The 14654-nt window shown below is 71.9% G+C and carries 14 protein-coding genes; 7 read left to right on the top strand and 7 right to left on the bottom strand.

Features of this window, described 5'->3' with window-relative positions; translation table 11 throughout:
* Positions 1-142: 142 nt before the first annotated feature.
* Both ACXKR8_RS36315 and ACXKR8_RS36310 read left to right on the top strand, forming a co-directional pair.
* Positions 143-427: an acyl carrier protein gene (locus ACXKR8_RS36315; protein WP_458268797.1), complete on the top strand. Its 285-nt coding sequence runs from the start codon at positions 143-145 to the stop codon at positions 425-427.
* Positions 417-2396, top strand: coding sequence for a beta-ketoacyl synthase N-terminal-like domain-containing protein (locus ACXKR8_RS36310; RefSeq protein ID WP_458268796.1), 1980 nt, complete (start codon positions 417-419; stop codon positions 2394-2396). Before ACXKR8_RS36315 ends, ACXKR8_RS36310 begins: the two co-directional genes overlap by 11 nt.
* Here the strand turns inward: ACXKR8_RS36310 and ACXKR8_RS36305 are convergent.
* From ACXKR8_RS36305 to ACXKR8_RS36285, 5 genes are all read right to left on the bottom strand, one after another.
* Positions 2329-3735 carry a class I adenylate-forming enzyme family protein gene (locus ACXKR8_RS36305; RefSeq protein WP_458268795.1) on the bottom strand — a complete coding sequence of 469 codons (1407 nt, stop codon included), beginning with the start codon at positions 3733-3735 and terminating at the stop codon, positions 2329-2331. The genes ACXKR8_RS36310 and ACXKR8_RS36305 overlap by 68 nt on opposite strands.
* A gap of 118 nt (positions 3736-3853) precedes the next feature.
* Positions 3854-5449: a right-handed parallel beta-helix repeat-containing protein gene (locus ACXKR8_RS36300; protein WP_458268794.1), complete on the bottom strand. Its 1596-nt coding sequence runs from the start codon at positions 5447-5449 to the stop codon at positions 3854-3856.
* A gap of 106 nt (positions 5450-5555) precedes the next feature.
* Positions 5556-6248: a TenA family protein gene (locus ACXKR8_RS36295; protein WP_458268793.1), complete on the bottom strand. Its 693-nt coding sequence runs from the start codon at positions 6246-6248 to the stop codon at positions 5556-5558.
* Positions 6229-6984 (bottom strand): SDR family NAD(P)-dependent oxidoreductase, encoded by a 756-nt coding sequence (locus tag ACXKR8_RS36290; protein ID WP_458268792.1) that lies wholly within the window; start codon positions 6982-6984, stop codon positions 6229-6231. The genes ACXKR8_RS36295 and ACXKR8_RS36290 overlap by 20 nt, the downstream gene beginning before the upstream one ends.
* Before the next feature lie 352 nt (positions 6985-7336).
* A complete protein-coding gene (locus ACXKR8_RS36285) occupies positions 7337-7834 on the bottom strand; it encodes a hypothetical protein (protein WP_458268791.1) in 498 nt (165 codons plus the stop codon).
* A 107-nt stretch (positions 7835-7941) separates the two neighbouring features.
* Between ACXKR8_RS36285 and ACXKR8_RS36280 the strand changes: the two genes are divergently transcribed.
* The 4 genes from ACXKR8_RS36280 (at position 7942) to ACXKR8_RS36265 (ending at position 12859) form a co-directional block, all read left to right on the top strand.
* Complete coding sequence (locus ACXKR8_RS36280) at positions 7942-8601, top strand: PadR family transcriptional regulator (protein WP_458268790.1); 660 nt, start codon at positions 7942-7944, stop codon at positions 8599-8601.
* A gap of 129 nt (positions 8602-8730) precedes the next feature.
* Positions 8731-10710: an HAD-IIIC family phosphatase gene (locus tag ACXKR8_RS36275; protein WP_458275182.1), complete on the top strand. Its 1980-nt coding sequence runs from the start codon at positions 8731-8733 to the stop codon at positions 10708-10710.
* 303 nt (positions 10711-11013) lie between these two features.
* Positions 11014-12414 carry a metallopeptidase TldD-related protein gene (locus tag ACXKR8_RS36270; protein WP_458268789.1) on the top strand — a complete coding sequence of 467 codons (1401 nt, stop codon included), beginning with the start codon at positions 11014-11016 and terminating at the stop codon, positions 12412-12414.
* 109 nt (positions 12415-12523) lie between these two features.
* Positions 12524-12859, top strand: coding sequence for a DUF3099 domain-containing protein (locus ACXKR8_RS36265; RefSeq protein WP_458268788.1), 336 nt, complete (start codon positions 12524-12526; stop codon positions 12857-12859).
* Positions 12860-13012: 153 nt separating this feature from the next.
* Here ACXKR8_RS36265 and ACXKR8_RS36260 read toward each other — a convergent pair whose 3' ends face one another.
* Together ACXKR8_RS36260 and moaA are read right to left on the bottom strand one after the other, a co-directional pair.
* Positions 13013-13258 (bottom strand): hypothetical protein, encoded by a 246-nt coding sequence (locus ACXKR8_RS36260; protein WP_458268787.1) that lies wholly within the window; start codon positions 13256-13258, stop codon positions 13013-13015.
* 17 nt (positions 13259-13275) lie between these two features.
* Entirely contained in the window at positions 13276-14283 is a 1008-nt protein-coding gene (gene moaA, locus ACXKR8_RS36255; protein ID WP_458268786.1) for a GTP 3',8-cyclase MoaA, read from the bottom strand.
* A 167-nt stretch (positions 14284-14450) separates the two neighbouring features.
* Here moaA and ACXKR8_RS36250 point away from each other — a divergent pair, with 167 nt between their 5' ends.
* On the top strand, positions 14451-14648 hold the full coding sequence (locus ACXKR8_RS36250; RefSeq protein ID WP_458268785.1) for a hypothetical protein: 198 nt from the start codon (positions 14451-14453) through the stop codon (positions 14646-14648).
* Positions 14649-14654 lie beyond the last annotated feature (6 nt).

The following is a 14654-nucleotide window of genomic DNA, read 5'->3' as shown; positions in this document are numbered from 1 at the left end:
TCATTGTTGGAGCGGCGACTGGACGCCCGGTGGAGCCGTACTCGCGACGGCCGCCCCAGGACGCTCCACCGGACGTCCAGTCGCGTTCGTCCGGACGCGGCGACTCTGCTGCGGATCGTCCCCACAGCCACGGAGGGCAGCCATGGAAACCGCTTCCGACATCGTCGAGGGAACCGTCAGGGGAATCCTCTCGGCCGAGATCCTGGTCGACTTCGCGGAGGACGAGTTCGGCCTGGACGACGGGCTCCAGGACATGTTCGGCATCGACTCGGTGGGGCTGATCGAGCTACGGATCCGGTGCGAGGACGTCTTCGGCCTGGAGATCGCGGAGGAGCACTTCAGCCCGGAGAACTTCGCGTCCCTGCGCAGCGTCGTCGCCCTCGTGCGCCGGCTGCTGCGCGGCGCCGGGGACCGGCGTGCCGCGTGAGGACGCCGTCCGCCCCGGGCCGTTCCCCGGGCCGCGTCCGGTGGCCTGGGTCACCGGGATGGCCTGGACAACCGCGCTGGGCACGGATCCTGACGCCGTCTGGGAGCGACTGCTCGCCGGGGGGAGCGGCATCCGCGGCGTCCCCTCCGCGTACCCGCTGCGCAGCCTGCTCGCCGCACCGGCCGCGGAGCCGCCGGCGGACGGCGGACCGCCGCGCGAACGGCAGCACCGGATCACCGTCGAAACCGCCGCCCGCGCACTGGCTGACGCGGGCCTCCCGGCCGACACCGCCGGGGTGCGGATGGTCCTGGGGACCAGCCTCGGTCCGCACTCCGACGAGCGGGCGGCGGACTTCGCGGACGGGCGACCCTGGCCTCCCTCCCTGCACGGATGGGCCGAGGACGCCGCGTCCGCGCTCGGCGTCAGCAGCCCGCCCTGGTCGCTGACGACGGCCTGCTCCTCGGGCGCGGACGCCGTCCTGATCGGCCTGGAGCTGATCGCCTCCGGCGAGGCGGAGATCTGCCTCTGCGGCGGTGCCGACGTACTGACCCCGGCCAAGCGCCTCGGCCACTCGACCCTGGGCACGATGACCAGCAGTGCCCTGCGGTCGTTCGACGAGGACCACGACGGCACGGTCCTCGGCGACGGTGCGGGCTTCCTGGTGCTGGAGTCCGCGCGCTCGGCCCGCGCGCGCCGTGCCCGCGTCCACGGGGCCGTCACCGGGGCGGCGTCCAGCAACGACGCCTCCGGGCTCACGGCCCCCGACCCGAGCGGGGCGGTGGCCGCCGCAGCGGTCCGCCGGGCCCTGGACGCGGCGGGCCGCCTTCCGGGCGACGTGCTGGTGGTCAACGCGCACGGCTCGGGGACGGTCCTCAACGACCGGGCGGAGGGCCTGGCCCTGACCCGTGCCCTCGGCCCGGCCACCGCGTCGCGGGGGCCGCTGGTCTTCGCCACCAAGGGGGCCTTCGGCCACACCCTCGGCGCGACCGGGGCGATCGAGGCGATCACGGTGCTGCTCGCGCTGCGCAGCGGTGCCGTCCCGGCCGTGACGGGACTGCGCAGGCCCGCGACCGACTGCGGGCGGCTACGCCTGGCCGTCGGCGCCCCCACCGGCATCGCGCACAACGCGGAGCCAGGCGCGGGCCTCAGCCTGACCCTGGGCTTCGGAGGCTTCAACACCTGTCTGGTGCTGGAGCGCAGCCGCGCGGCGGCGGAGGCCGAGGGCCTGCTGCTGGAGACCGCCCGCACGGCCGGCCGGCCTCCGGCGCGACCGGCCCCCCACCCGCCCCGTTCCGGGGCGGACCGGGTTGCCCGGGGCGTTCGGGTCGTTCGGGGCGTTCGGGTCGTCGGGGCGGGGACGGCGACCGGGGAGGAGGCGGCCCCCGGCCGGCGTCCGGTGCCCGTGGCCGGACGGGTGCAGTATGCGGACCCGGCGAGCTGGACCGTCGCCGCAGCCGTCGAACGCGCTCTCGCGGACTGCGGCCGGGAGCGTCCCGCGCCGGGCGACCTGGTCGGCATGCTGGCGGTGAGCTGCGACTCCACCGGGGAGACACTGCGGGCACAGGCGGAGCGGGCGGCCCGGGGACGGATCTCGCCGATCCGCTTCGCCGGGGGCAATCCCGCTGCCATGGCCGGGGTCCCCTGCCTCGTCTTCGGCTTCCACGGCCCGTCGCTGGTGTTCTCCATGCCGCCCGAGGACGGGGCCGCCCCGGCCCTGTGGCTGGCGTCCCGTTGGCTGCGGGCGGCCCAGGCGCCCTTCGTGGCGGTCGCCGTGCACGAGGCGGCCGGGGGCGGGCACCGCGCCCGGGCCCTCGTCCTGGGCCTCGTCCCCGACCGGAGCCCCGGTGGCGGGGTTCAGGCCGCCCACCCGGACGTCGTCCCCGCCGACCTGCTCGGCCCGCTCACTTGTGGAAGCCGCCCGCCACTGCCGGGACCAGCGTCAACGCCCCCGGGCGCTCGCCGGGGGTGAGCAGCGAACGCAACTGCCGCCGCAGCGAGTCCTCGGTGGCGGTGACCGTGTCGGGGTCGAGGTCCCTCATGAAGAGCTCCACGTGCACCTGCTCCCGGCCGTCCTGGCGGCGCACCCCCGGCACCGCCAGCAGCACCCCGTCGAGGGATTCGGCGGCACGGCGCACCGAGGCCAGCGACACCTTCTCGCCGTGGATCTCGGTGAAGTCCGACAGCCGTCCCTGGACGTGGACATAGCCGTCCGCGTCGACCCGGCCCAGGTCGCCGGTGGCAAGCACGGACGGCGCCACCAGGCCGCCGCGCCCGGTGGCGTCCTCTTCGCCGACCCGGCCCAGATGGACGGTGTCGGAGACGACTATCAGCTCCCGACGGCCGTCGCCCACCTCCCGCGTGCCGACGGACACCCCCTCCAGGGGCCGGCCGACCGACGCCAGCCGGTGCGCGGGCTCCCGGTGGGCGGCGAGCGTGGACACCCGGGGCCCCGCCTCCGTCAGCCCGTAGGTGACATACAGCTCCAGGCCGGGGTTGAGCTCCAGCAGCCGGCGGATCGCCTGCGGCTGGACGCTGTGCCCGCCGACCGTCAGCATCCGCGTCCCGGGCGGCAGTTCACCGCCGCTCCCGTCCAGCAGGGTCCTGAGCAGGAACGGTGTCAGCGAGGTGATGGTGGCCCGGTGCTCCACCGCGGCCGTGTGATGGCTCCGGGTGGTGTAGGGAGGGGCGGTGACCACCAGCCGGGAGCCGGTCACGAAGGCCGCCAGCACCTGGGCGACCAGCGCGAAGGAGTAGTAGACGGGCAGGCTCACCAGCAGGGTGTCGGCGGCGGTCTGACCGATGGAGGCCGCGTGGCGGCGGGCGTTCCGCAGCAGCGCGTCGATGTCGTGGAGGCAGCCGGTGGCGATGCCCGAGGTCCCCGAGGTGAGCAGGACGGCCTGGCCCGGACGGTGCAACCGCCGTCCGGGCCCGGTGAACAGGACGGCTTCCCCATCGTCCACCCGGAGCACGCGCCCGTGGACGTGCTCCTGCAGCGGGATCCGGGACCGCAGCAGCGCCGCCGCGCCGAGCCGGTCGGCGATCAGGCCCGCCCGGGAGACCGGGGTCGAGGGCGGCAGCAGCACCGGCACGTAGCCGGCGAGCACGGTGGCGAAGAACGTCCGCACCAACCGGACGCTGTTGGGAAGGGCGATCATGACGATGGAGCCCTGCTCCAGCCCCATGGCCAGCAGGGACTCCACCGTCTGCCGCAGCGGCGTGGTGTCGGCGGCGGTGGCGAACGGCGAGCTGTCGGTCACCCGGTCCAGGTAGCCGGCTGCGTCTTCGGCATCGAACGGAGCAGTGGCCATACCGCACTCCTGTTGATCGGGTTGCCTCGGCATGTACGGGACCGACTCTCGCCGCCCCTCCTCGTGACGCCCTCGCGCTCGGCTCGCGGAGGTGCCCGGACCCCGCGGAGACCGGACCTCAGCGCTTCCGGCAGGGACCCTGGGAGAGGCCGATATTGAGCGGCGCAACGACCGGGACGGGGGCCCCGTAGAAGTCGCGCTTCGGGCTGCCCGCGATCGCCGCACCCGCGCCCACAGCCGGTGAGCCACAGCTCAGCGCATAGCCGAGGGGACCGGAGCCGGCGTCGGTGAACAGGGGGTTCCCGGTCACCGCGTGCTGCTCGCCGGCCGGCACCGAGGCGATGTTCTCGTAGATGTTGTGGTCGAAGACGCCCACCGGGTCCTGGATCGTCGAGCCGCCGGGCTTTCCGTGGAAGACGTTGTTCGTGAACGCCACCGAGGTGTCGCCGAAGTTTCCGATGAGCGCGGTCGCGGTCGGCGCGTACACCACGTTGTCGTAGAAACTGACACCCGGTTCGGTCAGACCGCAGCCGTTGGAGATCACCGGGACGGTGATGGAGCCCCACGGGTCGTCGTGGTCGTTCTGGCTCAGGTTGTAGCGGACCGTCGCGCCCACGGTCTGCTCACCCGGGACGTCGCACAGCGCCAGGAAACCACCGCCGTTGTCGTGGCTGTAGTTGTACTGGTAGACCACGTCGGAATCGGCGCCGTCGATGTCGAAAGCCATGGCGGGCGGCGCGGTCGCACCGTGGGAGACATCGTTGTACTGCATCACGGGATGGTCGGAGTTCCAAGCCCAGATACCGGCGTGGTAGGCCGTTGCGCGCAATCCGAAACCGTCGACCACATTGTGCTCGACAAGCGGGTTGTCGCCGTTCTGGATGACGATTCCGTCGCCTCCCATGTCGGTCAGCCTGTTTCCGCTGACAAGCACGTGGGTAATCGGCACAAAAGAGTTCTCACCGCCCGGGAAGAGCGTGCGGAGCGACCACTGCGATTCGGTCGCTATTCCGTATCCGTCGGTTCCGGAGACGGTGCTCCCCAGCACCTTGATGCCGTCGAAACCGGTGGGCACGGTCGACCCCGCGGCCTTGAACACGATGCCGCCGCTGTCCTGCGCGTCCGGGCCGGTGCTGTCGACGCCGACCACGTCGTGGACGTCCACGTCGTCGATGACGAAGTGGCTGCCGGTGCCGAAGTCGTCCAGGAGCACGTAGATGCCGATGCGGGGGGTCCCGTCGGGCGCGGCCGGGTCGGAGACGTCGAGGCCGCGGATCTCCCACTGCTGGACGTTGTCCAGGAACACGGCCTCGGGCGCACCCGCGCCGTTGATGGCCGGACGCGCGCCCGCGCCGTAGGAGCTGACGACGATGGGGTGTCCGGCGCTTCCGGAGCCGTGCGGCGACAGGACGCCCACGCAGGTCGTGCCGCTGCGCAGCAGGATCGAGTCACCCGGACGGAAAGTGACCGCGTCGACCCTGGCCAGGGTTCGCCAGGCCGCCTGCGGCGACGTACCGGCCGCCGTGTCACGCCCCGAGGCGCAGTCGACGTAGTACCGGTGGCCGACGGCCGGCGGCGTGGCGGCTGCCGCCGGGCCGGACACGGTGAGGGCCACGCCGATGCCCATGGCCGCGACGAGCGCGCCCGTCCTGCCCACGGGTCTGCGGCCCGGCTCCTCGCGGCGCACTCGTCTCCAGAGCGAATTGATAACCATTGCTGCTGCTCCTACGGTCATGAGCGGTGACAGATTTGCTGTGCCGCAGATATTTCAGCAACGGGGTCGAGGATCACTCAAGGATGACGCGTGGTACTGTCGGCCGTTAAACGTCCCAGCGCTGGAGCAGCCAGGCCGATTCCGCGAAGTTCGACTCGTGGCGCGCACCGTGCCGAAATGCTTCGACAAGAGCCGATCGGTCGGCTCCTGAGCCCCGCGCGGCATAGTCGTCGACCATGCCGAGATACGCTTCGACATAGTCGTGGAAACCGCTCTCGGGACAGTAGCGGTCAATCCACTCCGCATAGCGGGACCCGGGTGCGCAGCGCTGTTTCAGGTCCAGCGAGAGCTTCTGGTGGAACCAGGTCATGGGCAGCAGTCCGCCGAGGCCGGCGGCGAACGAGGCGGTGGGGGCGGCGAGCATGAAGGAGGTGTGCGCATGGGTCGCCGGACTGACCCGCGCGGTCCGGGAAACGAGGTCCGGTTCGCCGAACTCCCTTGCCAGGTCCGACAGTTCGCCGTCCATCCGGGCAACGGCAGCGAGCGTGGCGCTCGCCGCGCCGCACAGCAGCGCGCTGTCCTGGTCACGGTCGGCGACGGCTCCGGTCCGAGCCAGCGCGCGGGCGTAGGCGGGCACCGCGAAACGCGCGTCCTGCTCGGCGAAGTGCCACAGCCGGTCCTGCGGGAGGGTGCCGTCGCACAGGCCCTCCCAGAAGGGGTGCGCTGCGATGTCGGCCACCAGGGGCCCGGCGATCGCCCAGAGTTCCTCGCGCATCAGCTCACCGTCCACCTGCGACATGGAGGACCTGGCCGTTGATGTTGCCGTTGGCCGCGGATCCCAGGAACACCACCGCCCGCGCGATCTCGTGCGCGGTGCTGAGGCGACCGCTGGGGGTCTCCCGCACCGCCTTGTCGAGAAGCACCGGGTCCACCTCGTCCAGATTGTCGGTGGCCGTGGTGCCGCCGGGCGCGACCACGTTCGCGAGCACCCCGTCACCGGTCCACATCAGCCCCCGGACGAACCCGTGCAGTGAGGCCTTGGCCGCGCTGTAGAGCTCCGAACCGGGGTTGCCGTGAGTCGCGGTGATCGAGGACAGCAGCACGATCCGTCCCCAGCCGCGCTCACGCATCCCGCCCAGGGCCTGACGCACCGTCCAGAAGTGGCCCTCGACGTTCTCCCGGTACAGGCCGAGCCAGTGGTCCATGGGAAGGCCCTGGTAGGGGGGAAGGTCCTGGGGGTTGACCCACACCCACGTCTGGGCGTTGGCCACCACCACGTCCACACCGCCCCAGCGCTCCTCGACGGCCTTGACCGCTTCCGCGATCGACACCGGATCGGCCAGGTCCAGCGGGAGGCAGCAGGCCCGGTCCGCGCCGCCGAGTTCCTCGACCAGTTCCTTGGCTGCGGCCTCGGAGCTGTGGTACGTGATCGCGACCCGTGCGCCCTCCTCGGAGAAGACCCGCGCCACCTCGCGGCCGATCCCCCGGGTGGCTCCGGTGACCAGTACCCGCCTGTCGTTCAGTCCGAGATCCATCGTCCGTCTCCTGTGCCGACGCCGCGCGGCCTCACCGGCCGTCCGCCGCCACGCTCGACCACCCGACTCGCGGGCAACTCAAGCAGGAGACGAACCGGCCGGGCGAGGCACTGCCGGACGGAGCACCACCGGACGGAGCACTGCCGGACGGAGCACTGCCGGCAGGGATTCCGGGGGCCGGGGGGTATCCCCAGGATCCCGCAGGCCCCCTGCCCAGCGACACCGGCGGCACAGGGGGGTCACCCCCCGCACCTGCCCGGCGCCGGACTCCGGCAGTTCCGCGCTTCGCTCCGAACCGAGACTGCGCCGCCCCACTCTCTTCCGGGTCGAGCTCGGGTCGGGACCCGCTCAGTCACCGGGCTTTGCGGGGGCCGGCGTCGCGGGTGGGGTCGTCGATCGTGGGGTAGCGGTGCTCCTTCCGGGCCTGGAGCAGGTCCTGGAGGTACTCGCGGGACAGCATCGCCGACACGATGGCGACGCCGCCCCGGTGGATCCGGACCTCCCCGTCGGTCATCGAGCCGCTGAGCTTGACCCTGTGGGCGCTCCCCTCCGAGCCGCCCGCACCGTCCTTGATCCTGCCCTTGCCCGTGAACCGCAGGTCCCAGTGTTCGAGGACGGCGTCCTCGGCCACCAGCAGTTTGATCGTCGTGTGGTAGGCGTCCAGGTCCACCTCGACGTGGTCCGGCACGTCCGGCGAACGAAGGTCGAGGACCACCACGCTGTTCCGGGCCCGGACCTCGAAGCGGTGGGCGCGGGTCCAGTTGCCCAGCCGCTTGGTGATGTCGTGGTCGATGTGGATGCGCTGGACGCCGGAGGCCTGCGAGCTGTCCTTGTTCATGTCCGTGGTCATGGTGATGGTCCTTCCAGAGAGGTGCAGCGGCCTTGCCTGACAGGATTAATAGTTGCATTGAAACTAGTTCCATGTCAACTGATTCGAAAGGTAGTAGTCTCTTTGTCATGAGTACCACTCCACGCCGCTCCCCCATCGCCCTCACGATCCTGTCGCTGCTCCACTACCAGCCGCTTCACCCCTACGGTGTCCAGCGGCTGATCAAGCAGTGGGGCAAGGACCAGGTGGTCAACGTCAGCCAGCGGGCCGGCCTCTACCGGACCATCGACCGCCTGCTCAGCGACGGCCTCATCGCGGTCCGCGAGACCGAACGCGACCAGCAGTACCCCGAACGCACGGTGTACGAGATCACCGACGCCGGGCGTGCCACCACCCGCGAATGGCTGCTGGACATGCTCGCCACGCCCAAGCAGGAGTTCCCGGAGTTCCCCGCCGCCCTGTCGTTCATCCTCATGCTCACGCCCGAGGAGAGCCTGGACGTCCTCTCCCAGCGCGCCAGGATCCTCCAGCAGCGTCTGGCCGGAATCGAGGCCACGATCGCCGTCGAGACCAAGCACAAGCTCCCGCGCGTCACCATGCTGGAGACGGACTACCAGCGGGCCATAGCCGTCGCCCAACTGGCCTGGACCGATGCCGTGGTGGACGACCTGCGCAGCGGGAAGCTCAGCTGGACCTGGGAGGGCCTCACCGAGTTCGCCGCCGACGCGGACACCGGCGACGACAAGGGCACCGACCCGGGAACGGACCCCGCCCACCCCGAGGCCTGAGGCAGGCGTCGAACCCCGCCAGCCGTCCCGGTTCCGGGGTCGAGCCGTTCTGTAGGTGTCCACCACTTCCCGGCCGCACGCTGTGAGCCGTACAGCGCTCGGCGCTGCGAGAAGGAGACCTCAGTGGCGGTGCCGGCGCACACTCCGAGCGGCCCCGGGGCCGGCGAACCCGCAGCGGTCGTTCCCCCGCTGGACCGGCTGCGCGCGCTGGCGGCGCAGGACCGGCTCACCGCCGAGTACCCCGCCGTCGCCGGGCTGCTGACGGAAATCGTCTCGACCGGCGGTGACCGGGTCGCCGCCGACCTCGTCCGGGCGGGACAACTGCTCTCCCGGCTGGACCCGGAACAGGTGGCGTCCGCGCACCCCGGAACGCCGACGGTCAGCGTCGCGGTGACCGGACACTCCACGGTCGGGGCCGTCGCCGCCCCGCTCACTGCGGAACTCGCCCGTCACGGCCTCCTGTTGGACCTCACCCTCGGCGACTTCGACAGCTATCTGCGCGAACTCCAGGACACCGGAAGCCGGTTGTACGCCCCCGGTCTCGATCTCGCCCTGGTGGTCCTCGACGCCCAGGCCGTCTTCGACGAACTCCCCGTGGTCTGGCGGGTCGAGGACCTGGCGCAGGCCGCCATGCGGAAACTCGCCGAGCTCTCCGTGCTCGCCCGCCGCCACCTGGAGCACGGCACCGCCGCTCTCGTCCTCAACACCCTGCCGCTGCAGCGGATCCACACCCACCAGCTGGTGGACCTGCGTTCCCGGGCCGCACTGGGCGTGGCCTGGCGGGAGTTCAACGCGGGACTGCTGCGGCTCTCGGCAGCGCACGAGCGGGTGTTCGTGGTCGACCTGGACCCGCTGGTGGCCCTCGGCGGCCCGGTCAACGACCCCCGGATGGCCGCGTACGCCAAGGCCAACCTGGGCGGGGAACTCCTCGGGCGCTACGCCCGCGAGATCGGCCACCTGGCCCGGAGCCTTCGCGGCGGGGCCAGGAAGGTGCTGGTGGTGGATCTGGACAACACCCTCTGGGACGGCGTCCTCGGTGACGACGGCGCGGACGGCGTCGCGGCGGCCACCACCTACCGGGGCGAGGCTTTCGGTGCTTTCCAGAGGGTCGTCAAGCAGATCGGATCGCAGGGCGTGCTGCTCGCGGTCAGCAGCAAGAACGACCAGGACGGCGTGGCCGAGGTGCTGCGCAGCCACCCCGACATGGTCCTGCGCGACGCCGACTTCGTCCGGGTGAACGCCAACTGGGAGCCCAAGGACGCCAACCTCCGCGACATCGCCGGCCGGCTCAACCTCAGCACGGACAGCCTGGTCTTCGCCGACGACTCGGCTTTCGAGGCCGGGCTGGTGGCGTCCCGGATGCCCGAGGTGGCGGTGGTCCGCCTCAACGAGGAACCGGCCCTGCACATCGAGCGGCTGCTCGCCGACGGATGGTTCGACGTCCGGGAGCTGACGGCGCACGACCGCGAACGGCCGGCGCTCTACCGGGCCGAGTCGGACCGGCGGGAGCTGCGGGAGAGCAGCGGCTCCGCGGAGGAGTACCTGCGGCACCTGGGCGTTCGCGTCACGGTCACCCCGGTCGACCCGGGCGAGTTCGCCCGGGTCGCGCAACTTACCCTGAGAACAAACCAGTTCAACCTGACCACGTTGCGGCTGCAACCCGCGGAGGTACGGGCGCGGAGGGAGGCGCGCGGCGGTTTGGCGCTCTCGGTCCGCTCGGCCGACCGCTTCGGCGACAACGGCGTCGTCGGGGCGCTCTTCGCCCATCTCACGCCCGGGAACGGGCACGCCGGAGGCGACTCGCTCTCCATCGACAATCTGCTGCTGAGCTGCCGGGTGTTCGCGCGCGGCATCGAGCAGGCAGTCGTCGCAGCGGTGCTGGGACACGCCAGGGCGCGGGGCCTGGCGTCGGTCACCGCCTCCTACCGCCCGAGCAGCAAGAACCGTCGGACGCGGGACTTCTGGCCGACCCTCGGCTTCGAGCAGACCGCAGCGAGCGGGGAGGAACTGCTCTTCGTCCACTCCCTGGTCGAGCTGCCGGAGGTGCCCGGGCACCTCCGGCTGGAGGCCGACCTCGGATGCCCCGGGGACCCCGCACCACGGCCGTAGCCGGTTGTCGCAGGTCCGACACCAGGTCGGAGCCGCCCGGCGGCGGCCACGGAGGGATACTGCCTTGGCGGGACCTCGGCGCATTGAGAGACTGCACTGTCGTAGGTCGACACCAGGTCTGCGCGGGTAGCCGCACCATCCGGTAGGCACCGGTATCAACAGGGAGAGTGGTCCAGTCGTGAAATACCCCCTGACCTGCGAAAATGCTGGTCATGGCGCTTGGGAGGCCGTGTCCCACGGCTGCGCGTCCGCGCTCCTCCACACCGTCAAAGTACTCAACACGCAGCAGGAGGCCGGTCGCTGATGTCTTCTCCTTCCGAAATCGTCGAGCGCGCGCTGGCGCTGTCCAGGACCGACGGCTGCGTGGTGATCGCCGACGAGGAGTCCAACGCCAATCTGCGCTGGGCCGGGAACGCGCTGACCACCAACGGGGTGACCCGGGGCCGGACGCTCACCGTGATCGCCACGGTGGACGGCCGCGAGGGCACCTCCTCCGGCGTGGTCTCCCGCGAGGCGGTGACCTCCGACGAGCTGGAGTCGCTGGTCCGGGCCGCCGAGGCGGCGGCCCGCGAGGCAGGGCCTGCCGAGGACGCGCAGCCGCTGGTCCAGCCCTACGGCCCGGCCTCGTCCGACTTCACCGCGGAGCCGGCCGAGACCTCGATCGAGGTGTTCGGGGCGTTCGCCCCGGCCCTCGGCGAGTCCTTCGCCCGGGCCCGCAAGAGCGGACGGCTGCTGTACGGCTTCGCCAACCACTCGGTGACCAGCAGCTACCTCGGCAGCTCGACCGGGCTGCGGCTGCGGCACGACCAGCCGACCGGCACGGTCGAGCTCAACGCCAAGACCGCCGACCTGGCCGCCTCGGCCTGGGCGGGCGCCGCGACCAGGGACTTCCTGGACGTCGACCCGGCCACCCTGGAGGAGCAGCTGTCGCAGCGGCTCGGCTGGGCCGAGCGGCAGATCGACCTGCCGGCCGGGCGCTATGAGGCGCTGCTGCCGCCGTCGGCGCTGGCCGACCTGATGATCTATCTGACCTGGTCGGCGGGCGGCCGGGACGCGGTCGAGGGCAAGACGGTCTTCGCCAAGGCCGGCGGCCGGACCAGGCTCGGCGAGCGGCTGTCGCCGCTGCCGCTGACGCTGCGCAGCGACCCCGCGTACCCGGGCCTTGAGGCAGCCCCCTTCGTGCTCACGCACTCCTCCGGCGGGGATTCCTCCACCTTCGACAACGGGCTGCCGCTGGAGCCGACCGACTGGATCAGGGACGGCGAGCTGGCGAACCTGCTGACCACCCGGCACTCGGCCGGGCTGACCGGGCTGCCGGTGCGGCCAGGACAGGACAACCTGGTGCTGGAGCACCGCGCCCCGGACGGCGCGGCCGGGGCCACGCTGGAGGAGATGGTGGCGCGGACCGAGCGCGGGCTGCTGCTGACCTGCCTCTGGTACATCCGCGAGGTCGACCCGGCGACGCTGCTGCTCACCGGGCTGACCAGGGACGGCGTCTACCTGGTGGAGAACGGCGAGGTCACCGGGGCGGTCAACAACTTCCGCTTCAATGAGTCACCGGTCGACCTGCTGGGCCGGATCACCGAGGCCGGACGGACCGAGCGCTGCCTGCCGCGCGAGTGGAGCGACTACTTCACCCGGGCGGCGATGCCCCCGGTGCGGGTGCCGGACTTCCACATGAGCTCGGTCAGCCAGGCGTCCTGACGGGACCCCCGGGGCCGGTGGGCCGGGCCGGGGCGCCTGCGGGGAGAAATCCTCGGAAAGCAGGTGCCCCGGCGGTCCCGGGCGGACCCACCCGGCGTACGGTGACGCTATGGGGAAGTCAAAGGACAAGGCCGGCGGGGTCGTCCGGATCACGGGTGCCCGCTCCAGCCTGAGCGAGGACGTACGCGGCCGCCAGCGCCGCTACATGATCGCGATGGCGGTGCGGACGCTGTGCGTGATCCTGACCGTGGTGCTCTGGAAGGAGTCCCGGATACTCGCGATCATCGCGCTGGTCGGCGGGATGCTCATTCCCTATGTCGCCGTGGTGATCGCCAACGGCGGCCGGGCCAACTCGCCGAAGATGCCGGAGACCTTCATCGGGCACCAGCCGCAGCCGATGATCGAGCCCGGTGAGAAGGCCGTGACGGCGCCTCCGCAGGTCTGACGCCCAGCCGGCTGCCAGCAGGTTCCCAGCCGCGTCAGGATTCCCGGGAACGGCTTCTGCCGCCTCTTTCCGCATGCCATACTTCCAGCGTTCCGCAACCCCCGTCGGAACGATGGACCGATGCCGGGCAGCTCCCCCCGTGGCCGCCCGGCATCACCATGTCCAGTCCGCGAAGGGGACCACGTCCTTGAGGAATCCCCGCAGGTCGAGAAACTGCGAGAGGTGTTCCCTGTGCTCCTCGCAGGCGATCCAGGTCTTGCGGCGCTCGGGGGTGTGCAGCTTGGGGTTGTTCCAGACCAGCACCCAGACCGCGGGCTGACGGCAGCCCTTCGCCGAGCAGCGCGGGATCTCCGGCCCGGTGTCCGGGGCGGTGTCGGGTCCGGTCTCTGGAGTGGTCATGTCTGGAGTATCGCCGGTCAGCCGCCGATGGCGGACATGGGGCGGTCGGGCTGGGCGAACTCCGGGTCGTCGATGCCGCCGCCGGCCTTCTTGCCCCACATCGCCGCCTGCCACAGCGCGGCGACCGCCGCGTCGTCGGAGCCGTCGCGCAGGGCCCCGCGCAGATCGGTCTCCTCGGTGGAGAAGAGGCAGTTGCGGATCTGGCCGTCGGCGGTGAGCCGGGTCCGGTCGCAGGCGCGGCAGAACGGCCTGGTGACGCTGGCGATGACACCGACCCCGGCCGGGCGCCCGTCCGCCGCCGTCCGGCCCTGGACCAGCCAGCGTTCGGCCGGGGCGGCGCCGCGGCGCTCGTCCGGCTCCGGCAGCAGGGTGAAGCGCTCGCCGAGGCGGGCCAGGATCTCCTCGGCGGTGACCATGTCGGTGCGGTCCCAGCCGTGCTGGGCGTCCAGCGGCATCTGCTCGATGAAGCGCAGCTCGTAGCCGTGGTCCAGGCACCAGTCGAGCAGGTCGGCGGCCTCGTGGTCGTTGACCCCGCGCATCAGCACGGTGTTGATCTTCACCGGGCGCAGCCCGGCGGCGTCGGCGGCGGCCAGGCCGTCCAGGACGTCCTTGATCCGGTCGCGGCGGGTGAGGGTGTGGAAGGTCTGCGGGTCGAGGGTGTCCAGCGAGACATTGACCCGGTCCAGGCCGGCCGCGTGCAGAGCGGCCGCGGTCCTGGCCAGGCCGATGCCGTTGCTGGTCAGCGACAGCTCGGGACGCGGCTCCAGGGCCGCGCAGGCCTCGACGATGCCGACCAGGCCGGGCCGGAGCAGCGGTTCGCCGCCGGTGAAGCGCACCTCGCGCACGCCCAGGTCGGTGACCGCGATCCGGACCAGCCGGATGATCTCCTGGTCGGTGAGCAGTTCGGGCTTGGGCAGCCAGGACAGACCCTGCTCCGGCATGCAGTAGGTGCAGCGCAGATTGCAGCGGTCGGTCAGCGACACGCGCAGATCGACTGCACGGCGTCCGAATGTGTCCATCAGCACGGCGTTCACCTCCCCAGGCTTCCCCCTCAGGGTAGTCGGAGCCGCCGACGATCACCGTCGAAGCGGTCCCGGCGCCGCCCGCTACCGGGACCGGGGGTCGGTCGTTGTGCTGGGTGAACCCCTTCGAATGCGCACCGTCCCTGCCGGGACAGCTGCGGAGGTCCGCTGTGCCCACGCACCACCCGCGCCGGAACACCGGCTCCGGTTCCGAGCCCGGCCGGCAGCCCTTCGGGTCGGTCCGGCTGGAGCGGCCGATCGACGCCGTTCCGCCGCCGGCCACGGTGCGGCACCCGCCGACGGTGCCGCTGGGGCCGTCCGTGCCGATACCCGTGCTGAGCTTCGAGTCGCTGCGGCGGCTGCCATAAGCTGCG

It is taken from the genome of Streptacidiphilus sp. PAMC 29251 (genome assembly GCF_054208735.2).
The sequence above is the reverse complement of the archived record's forward strand: the minus strand, read 5'-3'. Positions and strand labels throughout refer to the sequence as shown.